Source organism: Stenotrophomonas sp. 112478_Sma, assembly GCF_056479905.1.
In genome coordinates, this window is the sequence record NZ_CM151072.1 from 2,633,982 (window position 1) to 2,657,897 (window position 23,916).

Annotated in this window: 18 protein-coding genes and 2 pseudogenes; 13 read left to right on the forward strand and 7 right to left on the reverse strand. The window is 67.2% G+C overall.

Annotated elements, in window-relative coordinates; translation table 11 throughout:
- Window positions 1-155 precede the first annotated feature (155 nt).
- The 5 genes and pseudogenes from ACZK08_RS12015 (at window position 156) to ACZK08_RS12035 (ending at window position 6,538) form a co-directional block, all read left to right on the forward strand.
- Window positions 156-590 carry a VOC family protein gene (locus ACZK08_RS12015; RefSeq protein WP_053517644.1) on the forward strand — a complete coding sequence of 145 codons (435 nt, stop codon included), beginning with the start codon at window positions 156-158 and terminating at the stop codon, window positions 588-590.
- A gap of 210 nt (window positions 591-800) precedes the next feature.
- A pseudogene (imuA, locus tag ACZK08_RS12020) lies at window positions 801-1,414 on the forward strand (translesion DNA synthesis-associated protein ImuA).
- A gap of 9 nt (window positions 1,415-1,423) precedes the next feature.
- A complete protein-coding gene (locus tag ACZK08_RS12025; RefSeq protein WP_065182747.1) occupies window positions 1,424-2,833 on the forward strand; it encodes a Y-family DNA polymerase in 1,410 nt (469 codons plus the stop codon).
- Window positions 2,834-2,839: 6 nt separating this feature from the next.
- The gene (locus ACZK08_RS12030; RefSeq protein WP_065182746.1) at window positions 2,840-5,950 is read left to right on the forward strand and encodes an error-prone DNA polymerase; all 3,111 of its coding nucleotides are present in this window, start codon (window positions 2,840-2,842) and stop codon (window positions 5,948-5,950) included.
- Window positions 5,951-6,031: 81 nt separating this feature from the next.
- Window positions 6,032-6,538, forward strand: coding sequence for a hypothetical protein (locus tag ACZK08_RS12035; RefSeq protein WP_053517653.1), 507 nt, complete (start codon window positions 6,032-6,034; stop codon window positions 6,536-6,538).
- Window positions 6,539-6,552: 14 nt separating this feature from the next.
- On the opposite strand, the gene ptsJ is transcribed toward ACZK08_RS12035, so the two are convergent.
- Window positions 6,553-7,836: a MocR-like B6 salvage transcription factor PtsJ gene (gene ptsJ / locus ACZK08_RS12040; RefSeq protein WP_065182745.1), complete on the reverse strand. Its 1,284-nt coding sequence runs from the start codon at window positions 7,834-7,836 to the stop codon at window positions 6,553-6,555.
- 76 nt (window positions 7,837-7,912) lie between these two features.
- Between ptsJ and ACZK08_RS12045 the strand changes: the two genes are divergently transcribed.
- The 8 genes from ACZK08_RS12045 to ACZK08_RS12080 all read left to right on the forward strand — a co-directional run bounded on the left by ACZK08_RS12045 (window position 7,913) and on the right by ACZK08_RS12080 (window position 15,201).
- Complete coding sequence (locus tag ACZK08_RS12045) at window positions 7,913-8,686, forward strand: YggS family pyridoxal phosphate-dependent enzyme (RefSeq protein WP_065182744.1); 774 nt, start codon at window positions 7,913-7,915, stop codon at window positions 8,684-8,686.
- Complete coding sequence (locus tag ACZK08_RS12050; RefSeq protein WP_065182743.1) at window positions 8,683-9,384, forward strand: glutamine amidotransferase; 702 nt, start codon at window positions 8,683-8,685, stop codon at window positions 9,382-9,384. The genes ACZK08_RS12045 and ACZK08_RS12050 overlap by 4 nt, the downstream gene beginning before the upstream one ends.
- Window positions 9,381-9,605, forward strand: coding sequence for a hypothetical protein (locus ACZK08_RS12055; protein ID WP_065182742.1), 225 nt, complete (start codon window positions 9,381-9,383; stop codon window positions 9,603-9,605). Before ACZK08_RS12050 ends, ACZK08_RS12055 begins: the two co-directional genes overlap by 4 nt.
- A gap of 134 nt (window positions 9,606-9,739) precedes the next feature.
- The gene (locus ACZK08_RS12060; protein ID WP_053517659.1) at window positions 9,740-10,249 is read left to right on the forward strand and encodes an RNA polymerase sigma factor; all 510 of its coding nucleotides are present in this window, start codon (window positions 9,740-9,742) and stop codon (window positions 10,247-10,249) included.
- The gene (locus tag ACZK08_RS12065; RefSeq protein ID WP_065182741.1) at window positions 10,246-11,172 is read left to right on the forward strand and encodes a FecR family protein; all 927 of its coding nucleotides are present in this window, start codon (window positions 10,246-10,248) and stop codon (window positions 11,170-11,172) included. The genes ACZK08_RS12060 and ACZK08_RS12065 overlap by 4 nt, the downstream gene beginning before the upstream one ends.
- Before the next feature lie 64 nt (window positions 11,173-11,236).
- Window positions 11,237-13,708 carry a TonB-dependent receptor gene (locus tag ACZK08_RS12070; RefSeq protein ID WP_065182740.1) on the forward strand — a complete coding sequence of 824 codons (2,472 nt, stop codon included), beginning with the start codon at window positions 11,237-11,239 and terminating at the stop codon, window positions 13,706-13,708.
- A gap of 10 nt (window positions 13,709-13,718) precedes the next feature.
- Window positions 13,719-14,495 (forward strand): ChaN family lipoprotein, encoded by a 777-nt coding sequence (locus ACZK08_RS12075; RefSeq protein WP_065182739.1) that lies wholly within the window; start codon window positions 13,719-13,721, stop codon window positions 14,493-14,495.
- Window positions 14,488-15,201 (forward strand): energy transducer TonB, encoded by a 714-nt coding sequence (locus ACZK08_RS12080; RefSeq protein ID WP_065182738.1) that lies wholly within the window; start codon window positions 14,488-14,490, stop codon window positions 15,199-15,201. Before ACZK08_RS12075 ends, ACZK08_RS12080 begins: the two co-directional genes overlap by 8 nt.
- 126 nt (window positions 15,202-15,327) lie before the next feature.
- On the opposite strand, the gene ACZK08_RS12085 is transcribed toward ACZK08_RS12080, so the two are convergent.
- From ACZK08_RS12085 to ACZK08_RS12110, 6 genes and pseudogenes are all read right to left on the reverse strand, one after another.
- On the reverse strand, window positions 15,328-17,616 hold the full coding sequence (locus ACZK08_RS12085; protein ID WP_065175308.1) for an Orn/Lys/Arg family decarboxylase: 2,289 nt from the start codon (window positions 17,614-17,616) through the stop codon (window positions 15,328-15,330).
- Between the two features lie 20 nt (window positions 17,617-17,636).
- A pseudogene (gene adiC, locus ACZK08_RS12090) lies at window positions 17,637-18,988 on the reverse strand (arginine/agmatine antiporter).
- Between the two features lie 77 nt (window positions 18,989-19,065).
- Complete coding sequence (locus tag ACZK08_RS12095) at window positions 19,066-20,496, reverse strand: DcaP family trimeric outer membrane transporter (protein WP_065182737.1); 1,431 nt, start codon at window positions 20,494-20,496, stop codon at window positions 19,066-19,068.
- A 459-nt stretch (window positions 20,497-20,955) separates the two neighbouring features.
- Complete coding sequence (gene dsbG, locus ACZK08_RS12100) at window positions 20,956-21,798, reverse strand: thiol:disulfide interchange protein DsbG (protein WP_065182736.1); 843 nt, start codon at window positions 21,796-21,798, stop codon at window positions 20,956-20,958.
- A gap of 30 nt (window positions 21,799-21,828) precedes the next feature.
- On the reverse strand, window positions 21,829-22,632 hold the full coding sequence (locus tag ACZK08_RS12105) for a TlpA disulfide reductase family protein (protein WP_065182780.1): 804 nt from the start codon (window positions 22,630-22,632) through the stop codon (window positions 21,829-21,831).
- Between the two features lie 83 nt (window positions 22,633-22,715).
- On the reverse strand, window positions 22,716-23,789 hold the full coding sequence (locus ACZK08_RS12110; protein WP_065182735.1) for a GlxA family transcriptional regulator: 1,074 nt from the start codon (window positions 23,787-23,789) through the stop codon (window positions 22,716-22,718).
- Window positions 23,790-23,916 lie beyond the last annotated feature (127 nt).

The window sequence follows — 23,916 nt, forward strand, 5'->3', positions numbered from 1 at the left end:
AACCTGTGAAGATTGTGCGAGGGCGTTCATGCCTGTCAACAGGACCTAAGGCACAGGCCAACCCCTGCACGCCGGTTATCAGTCCATCACCGGCGGTCATCAGTGGGGTGCGCGGCGCTGCCGATAATGGAAGCCCCTGGCCACGGATCACGCCCATGAACGTACATCGCGACTTCGACCATCTCTGGCGCGACCGCTGTGACACCTCCAGCCAACGCAGCCCGCGCGTGCTGATCCGCGTATTCGTCGCTCCCGGCGAACTGGAGCGCAGTGTGGCGTTCTACGAGCAGCTGCAGGGTGTGGTCGCCGATGCCGGGTTTCCGTTTCCCGATGCAGGACTGCGCCTGGCCATGGTCGGTGCCTTCCTGTTGATCGAAGGCAGCGAGACCGCACTGGCACCCTTCACCTCGACCACGGGCACCCTGCTGGTCGACGATGTCCGGCCCTATCACGACAAACTGATCGCTGCCGGGGCCGAGATCATCTTCCCGCTGCAGATCGTCCCGACCGGTGCGGCGTTCAATGCAGTCCATCCCGATGGCACCGTGGTCGAGTACGTGCACCATCGCCCGGATCCGCAGGGGCGGTGAGTGCGGGGCACGTTGATCGATGAACCGCGCCCGCTCTTCAGCAACCTGAAACGCGGCTCCCGAATTCATTAGTAATTCTACTCACGAGGCGAGTAGCATGTCCGGTCTCAGCCCTTGATACCGGCCTGTCGATACTCGCTCCATGCCAGCCGTTTCCGACAACTATTGTCGCTCTCAGCCAGCCCCCACGCGTTTCCGGACGGTGGGCTGATGGGTGCGGTCATTGCCCTCGACCGTCTCCTGGACGGTCGCCAGCTATGGCGCGGTCCGGCGCGGCACGGCCCGGCCAGCGACCATCTGGCCAGTGGCCACCCCGCCCTGGATGCACGCCTGCCCGGGGGGGATGGCCGGCCAGCGGGCTGTGCGAGGTGCTGCAGGGCGCGCCGGGTGTAGGCGAACTGGCGCTGGTCTGGCCGGCATTGGCAAAGCTGAGCCGCCGCGAGCGGCCGATCGTGCTGGTCGCGCCGCCTTACCGGCCGCATGCGCCGGCCTGGGCCGCGGCCGGGCTGGATCTGGCGCAGCTGCAGATCATCCAGGCCGGGCCGAAGCAGGCGCTGTGGGCCACCGAACAATGCCTGCGCTCGGCGGCCTGCGCGGCAGTGCTGTGCTGGCCACAGCAGGCCGACGACCGCGCCCTGCGCCGCCTGCAGGTAGCCGCCGACAGTGGCCAGTGCCTGGGCTTCGTGTTCCGCGAGGCGCGTGCAGCCCGCAACCCGTCCCCGGCCAGCCTGCGCCTGCAGCTCGACCACGGCCAGGTCCGGGTCCTGAAGTGCCGTGGCGGATTGCCGCCGGCACAGCCGCTGCCACTGGCCATCGCCCACTGAGGCGGCCGCATGGACTGGGCCTGCCTGTTGTTGCCGCAGCTGGCGCTGGATTGCGTGCTGCGCCTGCAAGCGGATCCGCAGCGGCCACTGGTGCTGCTGCAGGGGCCGGCGCAGCGTCGCGTGCTGCGCGCCGTCAGCCCTGCTGCGCGTGCAGCCGGCCTGCGTCCGGGCATGCTGTTGTCGGCCGCACAGGTACTGGTGCAGGACCTGCAGCTGCATGACTACGATCCGGCCACCGAGCTGCACACCCGCCAGTTGCTGGCCAGCTGGCTGTACGGCTTCAGTTCGCAGGTCAGCCTCGACTTTCCCCATGCCCTGGTCCTGGAGATCGGTGCCAGCCGTGCCCTGTTCGGCGATTGGCTGGCGATCGAACGGCGCCTGCGTGATGGCCTGCATGAACTTGGATTCCGTCACCGCCTGGTCGCGGCGCCCAATCCCCATGCCGCACGGGTGCTGGCCAACGTGCATGATGGCCTCGGTATCGATGCAGGACAGTTGCCAGCCCTGTTGGCGCAGCTGCCCTTGCCGCGCAGCGGGTTGCCGGCCGATGCGGTGACCGTGCTTGGCCGCTCCGGGCTGCGTACGCTGGGGGCAGTGTTCGACCTGCCGCGCGAAAGCCTGGCGCGTCGCTTCGCGCCGGACGTGCTGCAGCAGCTGGACGCGCTGCGTGGCCTGCCCACCGCACCCCTGCGCTACTACCAGCCACCAGACCGTTTCGACGCACGCATCGAATTCGAGTACGAGATCGAATCCAGCCAGGCCCTGCTGTTTCCGCTGCGACGCCTGCTGCTGGATCTGGCGGCCTTCCTGTGCTCGCGCGATGGCGGCGTGCAGCGTTTCGACCTGCATTTCGAACACGACCTGCTGCCTGCCAGCGTGCTGACCATTGGCCTGCTCGCACCCGAGCGTGATGCCGCGCTGCTGTTCGAGATCGCCCGTAACCGCCTGGAGGCTTTCCCGCTGCCGGCGGGCAGCCGGGCCCTGCGCCTGCAGGCCGAACAGCTGCCGCCCTTCGTGCCCGCCGCACGCGATCTGTTCGACACCCGCCCGGCACAGGCGATGCCCTGGACCCAGCTGCGCGAGCGCCTGCGTGCACGGCTCGGCGATGACGCCGTGCAGCCCCTTGCCGTGCAGGCCGACCATCGCCCCGAACGCGCCAGTGGCACCCAGGCACCCGCCAGGCCACCGGCGTACTGGCCGCTGCGCCCCGGCTGGTTGCTGGACACACCACAGGTGCTGCGTGACCCGCGGCTGCGCATCGTCACCGGGCCGGAGCGGATCGAATCAGGCTGGTGGGACCACGCCGATGCGCGCCGTGACTACTACGTGGTGGAAACCGCACACGGCCAGCGCGGCTGGGCCTTCCGTGAGCGCAATGATCCACATGCACCGTGGATGCTGCACGGCTGGTTCGGCTGAACCACCATGCATGATGAACTGCCCGGCTATGCCGAACTGCACTGCCTGTCGGCCTTCAGCTTCCAGCGCGGTGCCTCCACCGCCGAGGAACTGTTCGCACGTGCCCGCGGCCAGGGCTACCGCGCGCTGGCGATCACTGACGAGTGTTCGCTGGCTGGCATCGTGCGCGCCTGGCAGGCAGCGAAGACACAGGGCGTGGCGCTCATCGTCGGTGCCGAGTTCCAGGTCGAAGAGGGCCCGAAGCTGGTGCTGCTGTGCACCGACCAGGCTGCCTACGCCGGGTTGTGCCAGTTGATCACCACCTGCCGGCGGCGGGCCGGCAAGGGCGAGTACCGCTGCCTGCGCGATGACCTGTCCGGCCTGCCCGACGGCCTGTTGTGCCTGTGGCTGGACCGGCAGCCCGCCGCCACCGATCTGCCACTGCTGCGCGCAGCCTTCAAGGACCGCCTGTGGCTGGCGGTGGAACTGCATCATGAGCACGACGACGCGCGCCGCCTGCAGCAGCTGCAGGCGTTCGGCGAACGCCACGGCCTGCCGCTGGTCGCCAGCGGCGATGTGCACATGCATGTGCGCCGCCGCCGCGCGCTGCAGGACACGCTGACCGCGATCCGTCACCGCTGCAGCGTGGCCGAAGCCGGCTGGCGCCTGTTCCCCAATGGCGAACGCCATCTGCGCCCGCGCACCGCGCTGGCCCGGTTGTACCCCCCTGCACTGCTGGCCGAGACCGTGCGCATCGCCGAGCGCTGCCACTTCACCCTGGACCAGTTGAAGTACACCTACCCGCGTGAACTGGTGCCGGAAGGTCATGACCCGGACAGCTGGTTGCGCGAGCTGGTGGAAGAAAAGATTCCCTGGCGCTGGCCGGAGGGCATCCAGGAACCACAGCGCAGGCAGATCGAGCACGAGCTGGCATTGATCAAGAAGAAGAACTATGCCTCCTACTTCCTCACCGTGCACGACATCGTGCGCTTCGCCCGCAGCCAGGACATCCTCTGCCAGGGCCGCGGCTCGGCCGCCAATTCAACGGTGTGCTTCGTACTGGGCGTGACCGAGATCGACCCCGCGCGCAGCAATCTGCTGTTCGAGCGCTTCATCTCCGCCGAGCGGAATGAACCACCGGATATCGATATCGATTTCGAGCATGAACGGCGCGAGGAAGTCCTGCAGTACGTGTTCAAGCGCTATGGCCGCGAACGCGCCGCGTTGACGGCGGTGGCGATCAGCTATCGCGGCCGCAGTGCGATCCGTGATGTCGCCCGCGCGCTGGGACTGCCGATGGACCAGGTCAATGAACTGGGCGCGGCGATGGACCATTGGGGTGGCAACATTCCGCTACCGGAAACCCTGCGCGAGCGCGGCTTCGACCCGGAGACGCCGCTGATGCGGCGACTGCTGTCATTGACCGCCGAGCTGATCGACTTCCCGCGCCACCTGTCGCAGCATCCGGGCGGTTTCGTGATTTCCGAACACCCGCTGTCGACGCTGGTGCCGGTGGAGAACGCAGCGATGGCCGACCGCACCGTCATCCAGTGGGACAAGGACGATCTGGATGCCACAGGCCTGATGAAGGTCGACTGCCTGGCGCTGGGCATGCTCACCGCCATCCGCAAATGCCTGGCAATGCTGAAGCAGCATGGCCTGCACGAAGGACGCATGGATGCGATCCCGCCCAAGGATGCGAAGACCTTCGACATGATCTGCGCCGCCGACACCATCGGCGTGTTCCAGATCGAATCGCGCGCGCAGATGGCGATGCTGCCGCGCATGCAGCCGCGCACGTTCTATGACCTGGTGATCGAAGTCGCGATCGTGCGACCCGGTCCGATCCAGGGCGACATGGTGCATCCCTATCTGGAGCGGCGGCGGATCCTGCGCGAGCACGGCCCTGATGCACTGAACGATCCACACAATCCGCTCTACCCACCGCGGCTGGAACGCGTGTTCGCACGTACGCTGGGCGTGCCATTGTTCCAGGAACAGGTGATGCAGCTGGCGGTGGATGCGGCCGGTTATACCCCGGGCGAGGCCGATGCCCTGCGCCGTTCGATGGCGGCCTGGAAGCGCCGCGGCGGGCTGGAGCCGCATCGCGAGAAGCTGTTGGCCGGCATGCTGGAGAACGGCTTCAGTCGCGAATACGGCGAGCACCTGTTCGAGCAGATCAAGGGCTTCGGCGATTACGGCTTCCCGGAAAGCCACGCCGCCAGCTTCGCCCTGCTGACCTATAACAGCTGCTGGCTGAAGTGCCATCATCCGGCCGCGTTCACCGCCAGCCTGATCAACAGCCAGCCACTGGGGTTCTACAGCCCCGACCAGCTGCTGCAGGATGCGCGCCGGCACGGCATCATCGTGCTGCCGGTGGACGTGCGCCACAGCGACTGGGACTGCACGCTGGATTTCAGCAGGGGTCCCGCGGCGATCCGGCTGGGCCTGCGCCTGGTCGATGGCTGCAACGAACAGGTGGCACAGGCCATCATGCGCGAACGCGCGCGACGGCCATTCGACGATGTCGGCGATCTGTGCCAGCGCACCGTCCTGGACCGGCGCCATCAGGGCCTGCTGGCCGATGCCGGCGCGCTGCGCGGCCTCAGCGGGCATCGTCATCGTGCGCGCTGGGATGTCTCCGGCGTGGAAAACCGCCTGCCGCTGTTCGATCAGGCCCGCACCACCGCTGAAGCACGCGTGCCATTGCCGTTGCCCAGTGCGTGGGAAGACATGCAGGCCGACTACCGCAGCATCGGCACTACCCTGGGTCGCCATCCCATGTCATTCCTGCGCACGCAGCTGCGCAGCCGCGGCTGCCTCGACGCCGCACAACTGGCCAGCCACGGCCATGGCCGCCGCGTACGCATCGCCGGGCTGGTACGCATGCGCCAGCGTCCCCAGACCGCCAGCGGCGTCACCTTCCTTACCCTGGAAGATGAAACCGGCATGGTCAATGCCGTGGTCTGGCGGCACCTGGCCGACCGGCAGCACCGTGTACTGGTCGATACCCAGTTGATGCAGATCGACGGCCGCCTGGAGCGTGTCGATGGCGTGCAGCATGTGATCGTGCAACGCATGCACTGCCTGGATGAACTGCTGCAGGGCCTGCGCAGCCGAAGCCGCGACTTCCACTGAGGACACACCGCATCACACAGCGAACTGGTCATGGGCGGCCCGCTTCCGTTATCGTCGGCACATCCAAGGAAGGACGATCCGATGCCCCGTGCACTCACGCTGACCACGCTGCTGGTCTCCACCCTCGCCCTGCTCGTTTCCGGCTGGACTGCCTGGAGCCTGCATCGCAGCCAATCGCCGCAGCGGGTGATCGAAGCCCGGGGCCTGGTCATCCACGATGGCGCCGGTCAGGCGCGGGTGATCCTGGGCGCCCCGGTGCCCGACCCGCGCAGTCGCGGCCAGGTGCAGGGAACACGTGCCAGCGCCCTGTCCGGCCTGGTTCTGCTGGGTCCGGACGGCTCCGAACGCGGCGGCTACGGCACGACCGACCACGGTGGCGAAGCCCTGCTGACGCTTGACGATGCAGCCGGCACCACCGAAGTGTTCAAGGTGGTCGCCAACCCCGACCGCGGCGCCAGCCTGATGGTCAAACACCAGAACAACACCGGCGCGATGCTCACCTCCTGGCAGGGCAAGCCGGAGTTGATGTTCGTAGATGACAGCGGACAGTCCTACTACGTGCGCCCCGGCGTCAGTGCCGCGCCCTGAAGGACGCGGGTTCATCATCCCAGCACGGCCGCCAGGTCATCGGCCAGCTGTCGCTGCTGCGGTGTTCCCAGCGCCGCACAGGTGATGCGCAGGCCATGACCGGGGGCGGAAACCGCGAACACTTCGCCGGCACGCACATGCCAGCCGCGGGCGGCCAGCGCCAGTACCTGCGGGCGGCTGTCATCCTGCAGCGGCAACCACAGGTTCAACCCCTCCATCGGCACGGCCTGCTGCACGCCCCGCGCCTGCAGCAGCATCTGCAGCGACTGCAACCGCTGCTGGTAACGCACGCCGGCCGAAGCGATCTTCGCCCGCTGCGGGGCTGATTCCAGCACCGAGACCGCCGCGTCCTGCAGCAGGTGGCTGACCCAGCCGGTTCCCGCTGCCAGCCGCAGGCGCAGCCGTACTGCGGTTTCCTCATCGCAGGCCAGCCACGCCAGGCGCAGATCCGGGCCCAACGGCTTGGACAGCGAGCGCAGCAGTGCCCAGCGCCGGCCATCGACGGGCAGCACCGAGTGGTAGGCCTGCTGCGAGAGCAACGCGTAATGATCGTCGATCAGCACTGCCACCTGCGGGTAGCCGGCCAGCAGCTGGCGCAGTGCCCGCGCCCGCTTCGCATCCAGGCTGGCGCCGGTAGGATTGTGTGCGCGCGGCGTCAGCAGTACCGCGCGTGCGCCAGCCTCCAGCGCCCGCCGCAGCGACGCCACCTGCATCCCATGCGTGTCCACCGCCACGGGCAGCGGCGTGTGGCCAGCGGCATTGAGCACGTTGAGGCTGCCAAGGAAGCAGGGATCCTCCACAGCGATGCGGTCACCGGGCAGCAGCCAGGCAGCCAGCAGGCGTTCGATGCCATCGACCGCACCGTGGCTCAGCTCCAGGGCGTAGCCCTGCGGACAATCGGCATCCAGCGACGCACGTGCCAGCCGCTGCATGCGCGGGTCGACCGTACCCACGCCATACAGCCGAGGTGGCGCCGGTGCCAGGCGCAGGCTCGGCAACAGCCGTGGGTCCGGATTGCCACCTGCCAGATCGTTCAGCGCCAGCCCCGGCGGACTGCCTTCGCGCGCGACGGGGGCCGGCACGCCACGCACCGTGGTACCGCGCCGCCCCCCCGTACTGGCCAGGCCCGCCGCGTCCAGCCGCTTGTACGCGGCCGCCACCGTGTTGCGGTTGACGCCCAGCCGCTCGGCCAGCTCGCGTACCGGCGGCAGCACGCTGCCGGCGGTCAGCCGCCCGTCGCCGATGCCCTCGCGGATGCTGTCGAAGATCGATTCGGCACTGTGCCCGGTGATTTTCATTTTGTCCTATGCCAAAATAAATCTTGTCCTGTGCCAGTGTATCCCACCCTGGCCACCCTGCATTGGAGGTGCACGCATGCCCCTTGCCGCCGCCGACTGGCCTGTCGCCCGGTCCGTCGAACAGATCGCCCGCAACCTGCTCACGGTGCGCCAGCGCATCGCGCGGGCCTGTGCCCGCGCGGGCCGCGACCCGCAGAGCGTGCGCCTGCTGCCGGTCAGCAAGACCGTGGATGAGGCGCGCATCCGCATGGCCGTGGCTGCCGACTGCCATGAGCTGGGTGAGAACAAGGTGCAGGAGGCACAGCGCAAGGCCGAGTCGATGGCCGACCTTGGCGTGCGCTGGTCGGTGATCGGCCACCTGCAGACCAACAAGGCCCGCCATGTGGCGCACTTCGCCAGTGAATTCCAGGCGCTGGACAGCCTGCGCGTGGCCGAAGCGCTGCAGCAGCGCCTGCTGCTTGAGGACCGCACTCTGGACGTGTTCGTGCAGGTCAACACCTCCGCCGAACCCAGCAAGTACGGCCTGGAGCCCGGTGCCGTCGACGCTTTCGTGCAGCAGCTGCCCATGTTCGACCGCCTGCGCGTACGCGGATTGATGACCCTGGCCATCTTCACTCCGGAGGTGGAACGCGTACGCGCCTGCTTCGTCCGCCTGCGCACGCTGCGCGACCAGCTGCAGCGCAGCGCGCCGACCGGCATCGACCTGTCGCAGCTGTCGATGGGCATGTCCGGCGACTTCGAGGTCGCCATCGAGGAGGGCGCCACCGTGGTCCGCGTCGGCCAGGCCATCTTCGGAGCACGCGCGACACCGGACAGCGCCTACTGGCCCACCCGTGGAGGGGCCGCATGAAGCACGCAGTCGTCCTGCAACACATCGCCTTCGAAGACCTCGGCACGCTGCAGCCGCTGCTGTTGGCCCAGGGCTGGCAGCTGCACGTGCTGCAGGCCGGCATCGATGCGCTTGACGCGGCCGAAGCGGCTGATCTGCTGGTCGTACTGGGAGGCCCGGTCAGCGTCAACGATGGCCTGCTCTACCCCTTCCTGGCTGACAGCATCGCGCTGCTGCAACGGCGCCTGCACCTGCAGCGGCCGACCCTCGGCATCTGCCTGGGTGCGCAGCTGATGGCACGTGCGCTGGGGGCGGAGGTGGCGCCCAGCGGAGGCAAGGAAATCGGATTCGCGCCACTGCTGCTGACCGACGAGGGCCAGCGTTCTCCCCTGCTGGCATTGCAGGGCATTCCTGTGCTGCATTGGCATGGCGAAGCCTTCGAACTCCCGGACGGTGCGCACCGTCTTGCCAGCACACCCGCCTGCCGCCACCAGGCCTTTTCCATCGGGAAGCATGCACTGGCCCTGCAGTGCCACCCGGAACTGGACGCGCGGCAGTTCGAACGCTGGCTGATCGGCCACGCGCTCGAGCTGGCCCAGGCGGGCATCGACCCGAACGATCTTCGCGCGCAGGCACGCCGCTATGGCGCCCCGCTGGCCGCAGCCGCGACTGCGATGTTCAACCACTGGCTGCAGGAACTACCGGAGAACGCACGATGAACTACCGCCTGCTGGTCCACCGTCACGGCGCCTACTGGGGTCATTTCGACTGCCAAGGGGCCGATGCGCTGCAACGCCTGGAGACCATCGCCGCGCACCTGCCCAACGCAGCGGGATTCCAGCTGCAACGCCAGAAGGGCATTGGCGAAGAACGCATCCTGTCCAGCAGCGCCGAAGGCCTGCGTGTGCTCGCTGCACAGATCCAGTACCGCGACCTCTGACGCAGAGCGCGCTGCCGGCCCGCTCGCCTTCGATGCGCCGGCACCATGGATGCAAATGATTCTCTTTTACTGTAAGGTGCAGGCGCTGCCCTTGCCGCCGCGGGCTGTTCCCTTTCCCAGTTGTAGCCCGCCCCGTGTCCACGCCTGTCGAACCGACGGATGTCGCGCATCTGTGCGCCGCCCATTACCGGCCGCTGCACGCCCACGTCCGCCGCAAACTCCCGCAACGCAGCGATGCCGATGACGTCGTCCAGGAGACCTGGCTGCGTGTCGTCAAGGTCGCCGCCAGTGGCCTGCTCAGCAATGGCCGCGCCTACCTGTACCGCGTCGCCCACAACCTGATCGCCGACCATTACCGGCAACGCCAGCGCCGCCGGGAAGACCCGCTGGACGAAGCATCTCTGACCACCCTCGCCGATCCGGCGCCCCTGCCGGAACAACGCCTGCTCGATCTCGAACAACTGCGTCACCTGGACGCGATCATCGCCGCCCTGCCGCCGCGCTCGCGGCAGGTGTTCCTGCTGGCCCGGGTCGAACAGATGGCCTTGGCCGAAATCGGTCGCCAGCTCGGCATCAGCCGGCAGACCGTGCATGGACACCTGCTGCGCGCGCTGGTCGCGCTGCAACAGGTGCCCGGCCCATGAGTCAGGACACGATCGCACGCGAAGCCGCACGCTGGTGGCTCGACGGCCATGACGGTACGCGCGACGAGCGCGCGTTCGCCCACTGGTATCAGGCAGACCCGCGCCATGCAGCACAGTACCTGCACCTGCAGCAGCTGTGGCAGGCCGGTGCCGGCCTGCCCAGCCTGCAACGCCAGCAGCAGCGTCACCGCCGGCGTGCCCTGCGCGAGGCGGGCATCGGCGCCCTGCTGCTGTGCGTGCTGGGCCTGTCGCTCCGCCAGGACGCACCGCCGCCAGAACTGGTGCTGCGCACCACCGTCGGCGAGATCCGCGAGACACCCTTGCAGGACGGTTCGCGCGTCGTGCTTTCTCCGGGCAGCGAGGTGCGCGTCCGCATCGACGGGCAGCGCCGGCAGCTGCAGCTCAAGAAGGGACAGGCCTGGTTCCAGGTTGCCGCCGATGCCGACCGGCCGTTCCAGGTGCGCACGCCGCATGGCAGGGTCACCGCGCTGGGCACCGCATTCGATGTCGCCGTGCAGAACGGCAGCAGCGTGGTGACCGTCACCGAACACCAGGTGCGGGTGGACAGCGGCAGCGGCAGCGGAGAGGCAAGCCAGGGCGAACAACTGCGCTTCGATGGCCAGACACCCGGCACCCCGTCGGCCGCACCGGCAGGCGTGCTCGCCTGGCGCGAGCGGCGCCTGCACTGGGTATCGGCCCCATTGGAGGATGTCGCCCGGGGGCTGGACCGCTGGGACGGTGGGCACACCTGGATCATGGGCGCGCACCTGCGCCAGCAGCGGGTCACCGTGCTGGGCAATGCCACCGGCGCCACCGGCACCCGCGACCAGCTCGCCCGGCAATTGCAGGTTCGCGTGCTGCGCATCGGTCCCGGACTGCAGCTGTGGCTGTCATCAACGCACGGCGCCGGCCATGCACCCTGACATCGTCCCTGCCCGTGCGTCTTCCCAGGCTGACGACGCTCTGCGTCACTCCCTGGAGACCTCGATGCTGTCCCACCGCCCCCTTGTCCTGGCCTTGTCGCTGGCCTGCGCCAGCCCGGTTCCATTCCTGTCCGGCCATGCCCAGGCACAGACCGCAACCCGCCACTACGACCTGCCTGCACAGCCGCTGGCCGGCGCACTGGATGCCTACAGCCGGCTCACCGGCATCGATCTGGTGATCGGTGGCGCGCTGCCCCAGCGCCAGATGGCGCCCGCCCTGCGCGGCAACTTCGACGACAGGCAGGCGCTGTCACAATTGTTGGCCGGCACCGGCCTGCGGCCCCGCTTCATCGATGCACGGCGTGCCACCCTCGAGCCGGCGCCTGCCGAGTCCAGCGATGGCAGCCGCCGCACCGGTCCGTTGCGCGTGCAGGGCACTCCTGCACAGGGCCATGCGCCCGGCACCGGCGCCAGCCAGTACGTCCCCGCCACCCGCGATGGCTTCGCGCCAGCCGTTGGCAGTGAACGCGTGGCGATGGCCGAACGCCAGGAGGGCAACAGCCTGCTGCGCTCGATGCCCGGCACGCACAGCTTCCACTCGCGCAGCCAGCCCGGCCTCCAGGTCAACATCCGTGGCATGACCGGCGCCGGCCGCGTCAACACGATGATCGACGGTGTCACCCAGACCTTCCGCAACAACGCCGGGCACGGCTCCGGCGGCCCGTTCGCCTATGTCGATCCATTCCTGCTGGCCGGGGTGGATGTGCAGCGCGGTGCCGTCGCTGGCGGCGATGGCGCTGGCACCCTGGCCGGTACCGCCAACTTCCGCACGCTGGATATCGATGACCTGCTGGGTGAGAGCCGCGACTGGGGCCTGCGCGCCGGCTACCGGCACGGCGACAACGGCTATGGCAGTGGCCGCACCTTCGCCGGCGCGTGGCGCCACAGCGAGGAAGGCGGTGACCGCCAGTTCGGCCTGCTTGCGGCGGCCAGCAGCAGCCGCAGCAGCGAGTACGCGACCGCTAACGGGCAGAAGAACAGCGCCGACCCGGGCAGCCAGCACCCCAGAAGCTGGCTGCTCAAGGCCCGCCTGCAACCCAGTGAGCTGCACCGGCTGGACCTGAGCCACATGCGCTACGAGAACGACTTCTATCACAACTACCCGTGGCAGATTTCGGCACGCAACCAGCGCGCCAGCTATCACTACACGCCCTACACACCCTGGATCGATCTGCGCGCCAGCTTCGCCGCCAACAAGACGCGGCTGTTCTATCCGCCGGTGGAAGTGTCCAGCTACGTCGGCCGGCGTACCCACAGCAGCCTGAGCAGCTGGAACATCGACAACACCAGCCGCTTCGAGATCGGCTCGCTGCAGGCACGCTGGAACACAGGCCTCAAGCACCAGTCGGACATTTTCGTTGCTGATACGCCCACCCTGCGCGGCGCCAACCCGCAGGGGCGCAGCCAGCTGGACAGCGTGTTCAGTACGCTCGAACTGCAGTACGGCATCTACGCACTGACCACCGGGCTGCGCCAGGATCGCTACGGCATCCGCGGGCACATCCCGGCCTGTTCGGATGTGCCGGGCCAGTGCACCCGGATCAACGGCGGGGGCATCGACATCCGCCGCCGCCAACATGCACTCAGTCCCAGCCTCTCGGTTTCGTTGCAGGCAACCGACTGGCTGCAGCTGTACGCCGAGGCCTCGCGAACATCGCGGCCGCCACGCGTGCAGGAGATGTTCTTCGAGAAGATTCCGCTGGAAGGCATGAGCGATGCCGATGGCGTAGGCGCCAATCCATTCCTGCGTCGCGAACGCTCGCGCAACCTGCAGTTCGGCGCCAATCTCAGCACCGACTCGCTGCTGCGCGACGGCGACCTGGCCCAGTTGCGGGTAACCCGCTTCGACAACCGCATCCGCGACTACATCAAGCCGCAGTACCTGCTGATCGTGCATCCACCGGAAATCGAGCCCGTCGTGGTACCGATCGACAGCGACCCGCAGCTTTCGGCCTGGACCGATGCGCTGGATGTGGACGACTTCAGCGTCACCACCCGCTGGATGAACGACCCGGGCGTGGTGCGCATGCGTGGCATCGAGCTGGAGGCCCACTACGCCAGCGAGCACTATCACGCGACGCTGAGCTGGACACGATCACACACCAGCGCGCCCGCCATCGAGTTCGTCAACCTGGAAGACATCACCGCGCTTCCCGACCGCTACTGGACGCTGGACGTCGGCGGTCGCTGGTGGCAGCAGCGCGTGCAGGCCGGCGTGCGCGCCGAATACTCCGGCCCCACCGAGGAAGGCTACGACTTCTTCCAGACCCGCAAGACCCGCGGCACGGGTGTGCTGCTGGACTTCTACGCCAGCTTCAAGCCACAGGCCAGCACCACCGTATGGCTGAACATCGAAAACCTGCAAAACAAAGCCTATGACAACAATGCCTCGATCGACAGCATCTTCAGCCCGATCCTGGACCGCGGCAACGGCCGCGGCCGCACCGTCTCGATGGGCGTCAACGTGGCGTTCTAGCCGACGCTGGTTGCCGCTGTGCCTGCTTGCCGTGCTGGCGACCGGGCAGGCCCAGTCGATGCCCGGCACGGTGATCGACCTGGCCAGCGGCCGGCCGTTGCAGGAAGCGGCGTTCGTGCAGCGCGTCGCCGCCGCCCGGCACCTGCTGCTGGGGGAACGCCATGACGTCGCCGCCGACCATGCCGCCGAACGCTGGCTGTTGCAGGCCCTGCACCAGCAGCGACCACAGGGTGCGCTGGTCCTGGAGATGATCGGCAGTGAACGCCAGCCCCGCCTGCAGCGCGTGCAGCGCTGGCTGGACAAGGGCAACCGTGCCGACGGGCAACACCTGCAGGAACTGCTGGGCTGGGACCCCCGTTGGCCGTGGTCGGCCTATGGCGGACTGGTGCAGGATGCCGCCGCTGCAGGCATCGCCCTGCACGGTGGCAACCTCTCGCGTGCGGAGGTCGACGCGCTGCTCGCTTCGTCGGCACCGGCGCGCTTCCCGGTGCCTGGCGCACGCCACCGCCTGTCGAACGTAGTGCTGGCCCAGCACGCCGACGCCGCACCGCTGCTGGAAGGCATGCTGGCCGTTCAGCAGGCCCGCGATTCGCGTATGGCGCAGGTACTGGCGGCCGCACAGACACCCGCGCTGCTGGTTGCCGGCCGCTGGCATGTGCTGCGCGGCACCGGCGTACCGGGCTATCTGCCCGCATCCGCGCCTGCGCTGGTGGTCGCTCTGGCATCGGCGGAAGAAGCCATCGACGCCAGCGACGCCGACCTGCTGTGGGTGATCGCAGATGAGTGAACGCAGGCAACACTGGCAGGCAATGGCGATCACCGTCGGTATCCACCTGCTGCCGCTGCTGCTGCTCGTGCACTGGGTGGCAGCCCCGCCTACGCTGCCGCCGCCAGAGCAGGATGTGCGCATCAGCCTGCGCCTGCTTGCGCCGGCTGCACCGCCACAGCCTGTGGAGGAACGCCAGGCCGAACAGCCCAGCCAGGCGCAACAGGCGCGCGCCGCGCAGCCACGGAAATCGCCGCCGCCACCCGCGCCGACCCACGCGCGTGAAGGCGAACTGGCCGCCAGCGAGATCGCCGGCGCCGGCCGGCAACCCACGCGGGTCGCCCCACCTGCGCCCACGGCCGATGCCCGTCCTGCACCGGCATCGATCTCGGCCGCGCCGCCTGCTCCAGACGCTCCACCCGCGGACGTCCAGGCCGGCGCTGCGAGCGACCAGTGGGAAGCGCGGCTGATGGCACGACTGGAGCGATACCGCTACTACCCCTCCAGCGCTAGATCGCGGCGCCAGCAGGGCACCAGCTGGGTCCGCGCCAGCATCGACCGCGACGGACGCCTTCTGGCGCTGCGCCTGGAGCAGTCCAGCGGCCAGTCCCTGCTCGATGACGCGGCGCTGCAGACCTTCCGCCGCGCACAACCGCTGCCACGCATTCCCGACGAAATGAAGGCGCCGCAGGAACTGGTGGTGCCCGTGGAGTACTACCTGCGCTAGGCGCTGTACGCTTACGCTTCGATCTCCAACAGCATGACGCAGCAGCGGAATCGGCGTGCCCGTGCACCGGGTTCGCCGCCCGGCAGTCCTCCGCACCGCGACGCGTGCGGAGGACCACGGAGTAGCTCAGGCCTTCAGCACTTCCACCTTGTACGAAACGGTCTCGCCGTCGTGCTCGATGATCAGTCCGTGCACGTCCGACTCGAAGCCCGGGAAGCGCGCATTCTGCTCGCGTGCGATGCGCAGCGACTCGATGATGGGCTCATCGCTGGCACCGAAGCGCTCGCCCGGCATGATGGTGGGAATGCCGGGCGGGTACGGCACCAGCATGGTCGCCGCGATGCGGCCACTGAGCTGTTCGATGTCCACCCGTTCGATTTCCCCCTTCACCAGATGGTTGTAGGCATCGGCCGGGGTCATCACCGGCGTCGGCAGGTCCACGTACATCTCGCGCATCACCCGGGCCACTGCGAACTCCTGGTTGAAGGCGTGCAGCGCATCGCAGAGGTCACGCAGTCCCCAGCCGGCGTAGGCAACGGGATAGTCCGCCGCCAGCGTCGGCAGCGCCTGGCTCAGGGGGGCGTTGCGGTCATACAGCTCCTTGAACGCCATCAGCTCGGTGACCAGCGTGCTCCACTTGCCCTTGGTGATCCCCATCGAGAACAGGAACAGCACCGAGTAGAGGTTGGTCTTCTCCACAGTGATGCCACGACCCCACAGGAACTTGCTCAGCACCGCCGCTGGAATGCCCAGCCGGCCCATTCCGCCATCCATCGACAGGCCGGGGGTCAGCAGGGTCACCTTGATGGGATCGATCAGTACATAGTCGTCCACCAGATTCTCGAAACCATGCCAGTGCCCATCCGGCTGCAGGTACCACTCCTCCCGCTTGGCCACCATCGGCGCCGGCGTGTCGCCCTTGTCAAGGCTGCGCTCGACCTTGGTCGGCTGCCACACGCTGAACCACCAATCATCACGGCCGAGATCGTCGCGCACATGCAGCATGGCGCGCCGGAATGCGATCGCCTCGTCGTGCATCTCCTGCACCAGCGAGCGACCGGCCTCGCCCTCCATCATCTTCGACGCGACATCACAGGCAGCGATCACGCCGTAATGCGGGCTGGTGGAGGTGTGCATCATGAATGATTCGTTGAAACGCTCCGCATCCAGATTGCGCTGTGCCGAGTTGCGCACATGGATCATCGAGGCCTGCGAGAACGCGGCAAGCAGCTTATGGGTGGAGTGCGTGGTGAAGATGATCGCATCCTGCTCGCGCGGCTTGCCCTTGGCCATGCCGTAGTGGTTCTCGTAGAAGGGATGGAATGCGGCGTAGGCATACCAGGCCTCATCGAAGTGCAGAAAGTCCACCGCACTGCCGATCTCGTCGGCGATCTTCTCGGCGTTGTAGCACAGGCCATCGTAGGTGGAGTTGGTGACCACGGCGATACGCGGCTTGGAGCCCGCCGTGTATGCCTTGCTCGCCAGCGGGTTCGCGGCGATGCGCTGCTGCAGCGATTCCGGAGTGAACTGGTCCAGGCTGATCGGGCCGATGATGCCGTGCGCGTTGCGGCTGGGCGTGAAGTACACGGGTACCGCGCCCGTCATGATCAGCGCATGCAGGAGCGACTTGTGGCAGTTGCGGTCGACGAACACCACATCGCCCCGCGCCACCGTGCCGTGCCATACGATCTTGTTGGCCGTGGAGGTGCCATTGGTCACGAAGAACGTATGGTCGGCGCCGAAGTTGCGGGCCGCTTCGTTCTCGGCGTCCTTGATCGGCCCGGTGTGGTCCAGCAGCGATCCCAGCTCCGGCACCGAGATCGACAGATCGCTGCGCAGCGTGTTCTCGCCATAGAACTGGTGGAATGCACGGCCAACCGGCGATTTGGTGAAGGCCACGCCACCGGCGTGGCCGGGCGTATGCCAGGAGTAGTTCGACTCGGCGGCATGATGGATCAGTGCCTTGAAGAACGGCGGCAGCAGGTGCTGCATGTAGTCTTCAGCGGCCCGCATCACCTGCCGGGAGATGAAGTTCTTGGTGTCCTCGAACAGGAAGATGAAGCCGTGGATGTACTTGAGCAGCTTGCTCGGTACCTTCTCGATGGTACGGCGCTCGCCATACAGGAAGACCGGCAGGTTCGCGCGGCGCGCACTCTGCTCGCGCAGGAACGCGGTCAGGCGCTGGAACTCGCCATCGACTTCCTCGCTTCCATCGATCGATATCAGCACGGCCGACGCCGCAACATAGGTGCGTGCTCCTGCACGGGCATCATCCAGGTTCAACCCGCACAGCACGCGCTGGTCGTTGCTGCGCAGCTCTTCCACCAGAGCGCGGATCAGGATGCCGCCGATGCGTGGTGAGTCGTAATCACCGTCGATGACTATGACCGGATAGTCCAATGACTTGAAATACACGTTGTTTCTCCTTGTCCGAATCAGGAATGCTGCGCGCCGGCAGAAATCGCCGCCGCCTCGCGGGCACGCTGCCGCTGCTGGCGGCGCTCCTCGCTGAAGAAGGGATAGAACACGGTGATGAACAGGACGAACAGGAAGGCGTACTGCACGATCGTTCCCGACGAGCCATAGATCGCCCACAGGCAGTACACGACGGTGAGGCTGGTCAAGGTCCAGAATGCGCCGGTATGCACCAGGGTGTGCGAGCGTTCGACCACGAAGTAGCAGGCCACGCAGGAATAGATGTAGGGCAGCAGGGTCAGCACCACCGCGGCCGAGGTGATCACATCGAACTGCGCGGATGCCGTTTCCGAGGTGGAAGTGACCAGCACGGCCAGCGTCATCAGCACCGCCACGATCAGCACGCCCTTGACCGGCACGTCATCCTTGTTGGTTTTGCTGAAGATGCTCGGGAACAGGCCATCATCCGATGCGGCCTTCGCGCTCTGTGCGGTCAGCAGGATCCAGCCACCGAGCGAGCCGGCCGCACCGATGAACGCGCACAGGCTGACCAGCGCACCGCCCCACCCCCCACGGCCTTGGCCGCCGCCAAGGCGAACGGCGCGTCCGAAGTCTGCAGTTCACCGTTGGGGACCATGCCCATGATCACCGACGAACTGGCGATGTAGGCGATGGCCGCAAGGAACACGCCGGCCAGCGTAGCGCGCGCGACATTCTTCTCCGGGTTCTCGACCACGCCGGCGGTCACCGACGCTGACTCCACGCCGATGAACGCCCACAGCGTCAGTGCGGCTGCACTGGAGATCGCACCGAAGTTGGATTCACCGGAGACGTTGTAGGCCCCTTTGAAGATGTCGGCATCGAAGAAGAACCAGCCGAAGATGGCGATGCCCAGGATCGGCACCAGCGCGAAGCTGGTGGTGACGGTCTGCACGCGACTGACGAAGGCCGGACCGATCACATTGGCGAAACTCAGCGCCCACACCAGCACCAGGACCGCGATGCAGCGCACCAGCGGCTCGGACAGGATCGGGAAGAAGTAGCTGAAGTAACCCACCGCCGCGATCGGGATGGCGACATTGCCGATCCAGTTGGCGAACCAGTAGATGGTATTGGTCTGGAAACCCATGTAGGGGCCGAACCAGTCGCGCGCATAGGCATAGGGGCCGCCGGCCTTCGGGGCCAGCTTGCCCAGTTTGGCGAACACGAACGCCAACAGCAGCGCACCCGCCGTGGTGATCAGCCAGCCCCAGATCGAGGCGGTACCGATCTTGGCCAGGCTGGAGGGCAACAGGAATACGCCTGAGCCCATCATGTTGCCCGCGACGAGGAAGGTGGCTCCCACCACACCGATCTTCTTTGCTTCTGCCATGACAATCTCCTGTACCGGCATCAGCCCGGTTGCGCCGGGCATGGGGGTTGGCTGCGCTGGCGTGCTGCCGCTGGCGCCTATTTGATGAAGTTGTACTGCAGGCTGCCCTGCACTCTTACTGTGTCGCCGCGTGCACCGTCCTGCTGCTGCAGGCGGCCGTAAAGCAGCTCCATGCCCATCGTCCACGAGGGCGCGGGGCTCCAGATCAGGTTGAAGACGCCGTAACGGCTTTGCCGGAACGCGTCACTGGCAAGAGCGGCGTTCCGCTCCAGCGTGAGCTGTCCGAAAATCAGATTCGAGCGCCACAGATCGGACCAGTAATGGGTGTAACCGACGAAGCCGCCGTGCAGATCCAGTGCCTCCAGGCGACCGTCCGCATCCACCACGGCATCCAGGCCGGAGCCGGTCAGATCAGCGGTGTAGCGGCTCAGGCCGCGGCCGCCCAGCACGCCGAACAGCAGCAGGTCGCGCGCGCCCACGGAAGCAGAACCGCTGAGCTGCAGGCCGCCGGCGATGCGCCGGTCGCGCTGGTCCTGGCCGTCATAGGCCAGACTGCGGGCCACCGCACCCATCTGCAGGTGGCCCCAATCGCGCTCCATGCGCGCGGTTACCGTGACATCCGGCAGCCGGTTCACCGCCGCCAGCGTCTCGCTGGCCCCGGCCAGTTCCGTCTCCGGGTCTTCGGCGGCGATCGTCAGCGTGCTTCCCTTGCCCAGCGCGAAACTGTGGTGGATGCCGGCCACCAGCAGGTAGCCAGCACCTCCCGGGCCTGCGAAATCCAGCGTATCGGGCAGGCTGTCGGCATCCATGAAGCTGGAGTAGCCATAACCGGCATAGGTATTGCCAAGCTGCCCATAGGCGTGGCGCAGGCGGAACTGGTATCCATCGCTGCTGCCGAAGAAATCATTCTCCAGATAGAAGCGCAGGTTGCCATGCGTGGTCGGCCGGCGCGCCTCGAAGCTGAACCGCGTCTGCTTGGCGTGGATGTTGAAGTTGGAAACATCGCGATGGCTGTCCCCTACCGGCATCGATGAAGGGATGAACTGGTCCTCGTCCCCCGCCCGGCGCGAGTCGGCGATGGCATCGAGCTTGGCATAGCCGCCGATGCGGATGACCGTGTCGGTTCCGGGGATGGCGAAGAAGCCTTTCAGATCCGCGTCGGTGGGGCTGGCAGCGTTGTCTGGACGCGAGGCGGCCGTCGACGGGTCCGCCACTGATTCGCGCGCCGGCAGCACCGGTTGCGCCACGCCGGGCACGCGGGTGGGCTGCAATGTGGCGGCCGTCGTCGCCGGAGCTGGGGACACGGGCGTAGCCGTAGCAGCAGGCACGACGCCCGCATCATGCCGCTCGAGCTGGTCCAGGCGTTGCTGCATGCCTTCCAGGGCCTGTCGCATCGCCGCAATCTCACGGCGCAGCGCCTGCGCGTCGTCGTCGGCAACCGCCTGCGCCTGCAGCGGCGCAGCGGCCAGCGCGGCCAGGCAGGCAAGACTCAGTACTGCCATGCGCATTGCATCCCCCGTGCACGAACACTCGCCACGCGATGCCGGACCGCACGCGTGCGCCGTCCTGGCTTCGCTCCGCCGTTGCTGGAAATACGGATACTGCGATTAAGACAGACGGTCGCCGGCAGGTTCGCACCGCCGATGAGGCAGCGACCGGAGCAGTCTGGGTAGCAAGCGCAGAGTGAGAGTGTCGTGAATTGCGATGCAGGCATGCTCTGGGGAGAGCCCTGCGTGTGCAGCAGTGCAGAAGCGATATCGCTGTATTTCATGCGTCACAGGCTAGTGCGCACGTCGTTTTTGGCCTTGATTGGAATCAAGGCACGATGCTTGATCTCAGTCACGATTCAGACGTGACGGCGAGCAAGCACTGCGCAGCCGTTCACACCGTTATGGCCGTACGAACGCAGCAGGCCCGCACGTTTCCGTACGGGCCTGTCGATGACACCCTGCATGCAGGATCGCTTTTCAGCGTGGACCCAGCACCGTCTGCAGATCGGCACCCTGTGGAAGACCGGAGCGACGCTGCACCTGGCCCTGCGCATCCTGGAACAGGATCCCCGGCGTACCCTGGAAGCCCATCTCGATCATCAGGACCTGGTTGGCATCCAGCTTCCCCGCGATCTCGCGGCTGATGTTCGGCAGCGGCTTGATGCCACCGCGGTCGAACTGGCGCTCGTTCTCCAGCAGCGCCGCGCTGGGGTCGCGTGCGGCCAGAATCGCGGCCGCCTTGGCCGGGCTGTCCTCGCGGATCACACCGACCATCACATGACGCAGCTGCACCTTGCCGGCATCCACCCATGGGCGTGCCGCCTCCCAGAACTTGTGGCAGTACGGGCAGTTGGCATCACTGAATGTGTAGACCACGCGCGGTGCGTCGGCCTTGCCATCCCGCACCCATGCACTGGCGTCCAGCTTGCTCCACATCTTGGCCGACATCGGCGCGGCCACCAGCTTTTCCACTGCATCAGCGGCGACATCGTTACCCTCGGCATCGAACAGACTGCCTACCACCACGTGCTTGCCGTCCGCGGTCACGTAAGCGGCGGCAGGCTGCTGGCCACCGACCACGCCGGCAAAGCCGCGCAGCCCACCCGGTGCGTCGAACTCGGCGACGACCTCGAAACCATGCTTCTCGATGCCCTTCAGGACCGCCGGGCGATCCCCCTTGGCAGCGGAGGCCGGCGCACCGGTTGCCGGCGCAGCTCCTGCCTTGCCCGGTGGCGTCTGCGCCTGGCTGCAGGCGGCCAAGGCCAGCAGGGCCGGCAGCAACAGCACCGCAGGAACGGTGCGCAGGGAAATCAACGACATGGGAACTCCATAGTGGGATGCCAGCGCAGGCTACCGCAGCCGGCGCAGTTTGTGTTCAAGCCCTGCCATGGTCAGTTCACCCAGATGCAGCTCCTGCAGGCGTCCGTCAGCATCGAAGAACAGGGTAGAAGGATACGCCTGCACCCCGAGCGCCGCAGATGCGGCAGCATCGTCATCCAGCAGCACGTTGCGCAGCTGCAGGCGTTCGCCGGCAATGAAACCCTGGACCTCGTCCAGACTTTCTCCCTGATTGAGGAACACGAACCGCACATCGTCATGTGCGTCCTGCGCGGCTGCCAGCACGGGCATTTCACGTCGGCACGGACCACACCACGTTGCCCATAGATTCACGACCACGGGTTTCCCGCGGAACTGCTGCAGATCGATGACACGGCCCTGCAGTTCCATCACCTCCAGCCTGGGCAGCGGCATATGCCGCGCCTGCCACCCGGACACGCCGTGAGTGGCTGCGCCCCACAGCAGCGTACCTGCCAGCGCTGCTGCCAATACCGGCCGGCGCAGCGCGGGATGTCCACGCAGCCGCCACAATCCCCACGCCAACGCAGCCATCAGCACGACGACCAGGTGGTATCCACCATCGGTGATCTGCAGAACGCTCCATGGCGAGTCGCGATACAGCGCCGCATTGACGGCGACGAAGCTGATGCGGCCACACAGCAGCCCCACCAGCAGCATATCCAGCACCATGCCGGCCGCCGAAGGCTGCGGTCCCTGCGCACGGCGACCGGGCCAGAGCCGGGCGATCGTCATCGCAATCAGTACACAGATCAGAATCAGAACGACCGGCATCGGCACCGGCCCAACGCTGGACATCATTCCACCCACTCAACGATCGACTGACCGCATGGTCGAAGCGTCGCGCCTGCGATGCAAGCGCGACGACCGACCGTCAATCGTCAAGCCGCGCTGCGCCCCATCTGAATGCCCGGCGTCGGCGCCGGCGCCAATCCGCGCAGGCTCCCTGCCACGGAGGGCAGCAGCGGGCGTTCGCGGCGCTTGTTGCTGACGTGACGTCGATAGTTCGCCGGCGTCATGCCGACGATGCGCAGGAACAGACGCCGGAACGCACTCTGATCGGCATAGCCGACCCCCCAGGCCACCTCATCGATACCCGCCCCCTGCTGCAGCAATGTCTGCGCCTTGGCCACCCGCAGTCGCTGGCAGTATTCGATCGGACGCAACCCGGTCGCTCTGAGGAAGCGGCGCTGCAGAGTGCGCGGCTCCAGCCCGGCCACTTCGCAGATCGAAGCAAGCGTGGCGCCGCGCGCCGCCGTGGTGTGCAGCCAGCGCTGGGCCTTCAGCACGTCGCGGTCCCCATGGGCGAAGTTGGCGCTGAAGCGCTCCAGATCCTGCTGGATCGGTTCCGGAACGGTGATCGCGAGCTGCGTGGCCACCGCGCTGGCCACGCCCTGACCGAACAGCCGGTGCAGCAGTCGCAGGCCGAGAAAGCGCCATGCCTGCACACCTGCGACGGTCAGCAGATCACCATCGTCCACCAGTGCGCGTTCGCTGGGTACCCAGCTGACAGCCTGCGCCACCAGTCCGGGATGGCGGCTGAGATCCGGACCCGACACGGTCCGGCCCGCCAGCAGGCCGGCCCGGGCCAATACGCTCACCCCATCCGCCGCGGCCGCCAGCAGACTGCCGCCGTCGTAGTGCGCACGGAGCCAGTCGAGCAGGATTTCATCGGTACGAAGAGAGGCCGTCGAACTGACCTGGCCCGGAACCGCGATCACCGCGGGAATGGCCGCGTCCAGCATGTCCGCGCCCGCGATGCGATGTACCCCGCTGCGGCTGGCCGGCACGATCCAGCGGGTCACCAGCACCCGCTTGAACGGGCGCCGCTGCTGCTGCGCCACGCGGTTGGCCACATGTGCCATTTCAGCCAGTACCGATGCTGCCGACGGGTCGCCACCGGGGTACTCGACCACCCCCACTTCAACGAACCCCTCGCTCCTGATTCCCTCCACGGTGCACCTCCTCGGTTCTGGCCAGCGAATGACCGGTTCAGGTGCAGGGTAGAAAGTGCTCCATCGGCGAGGCTATGAAGAAAGTTGCAAAGTGCACTGGATGCGTAACTCACACATCGCATTGACC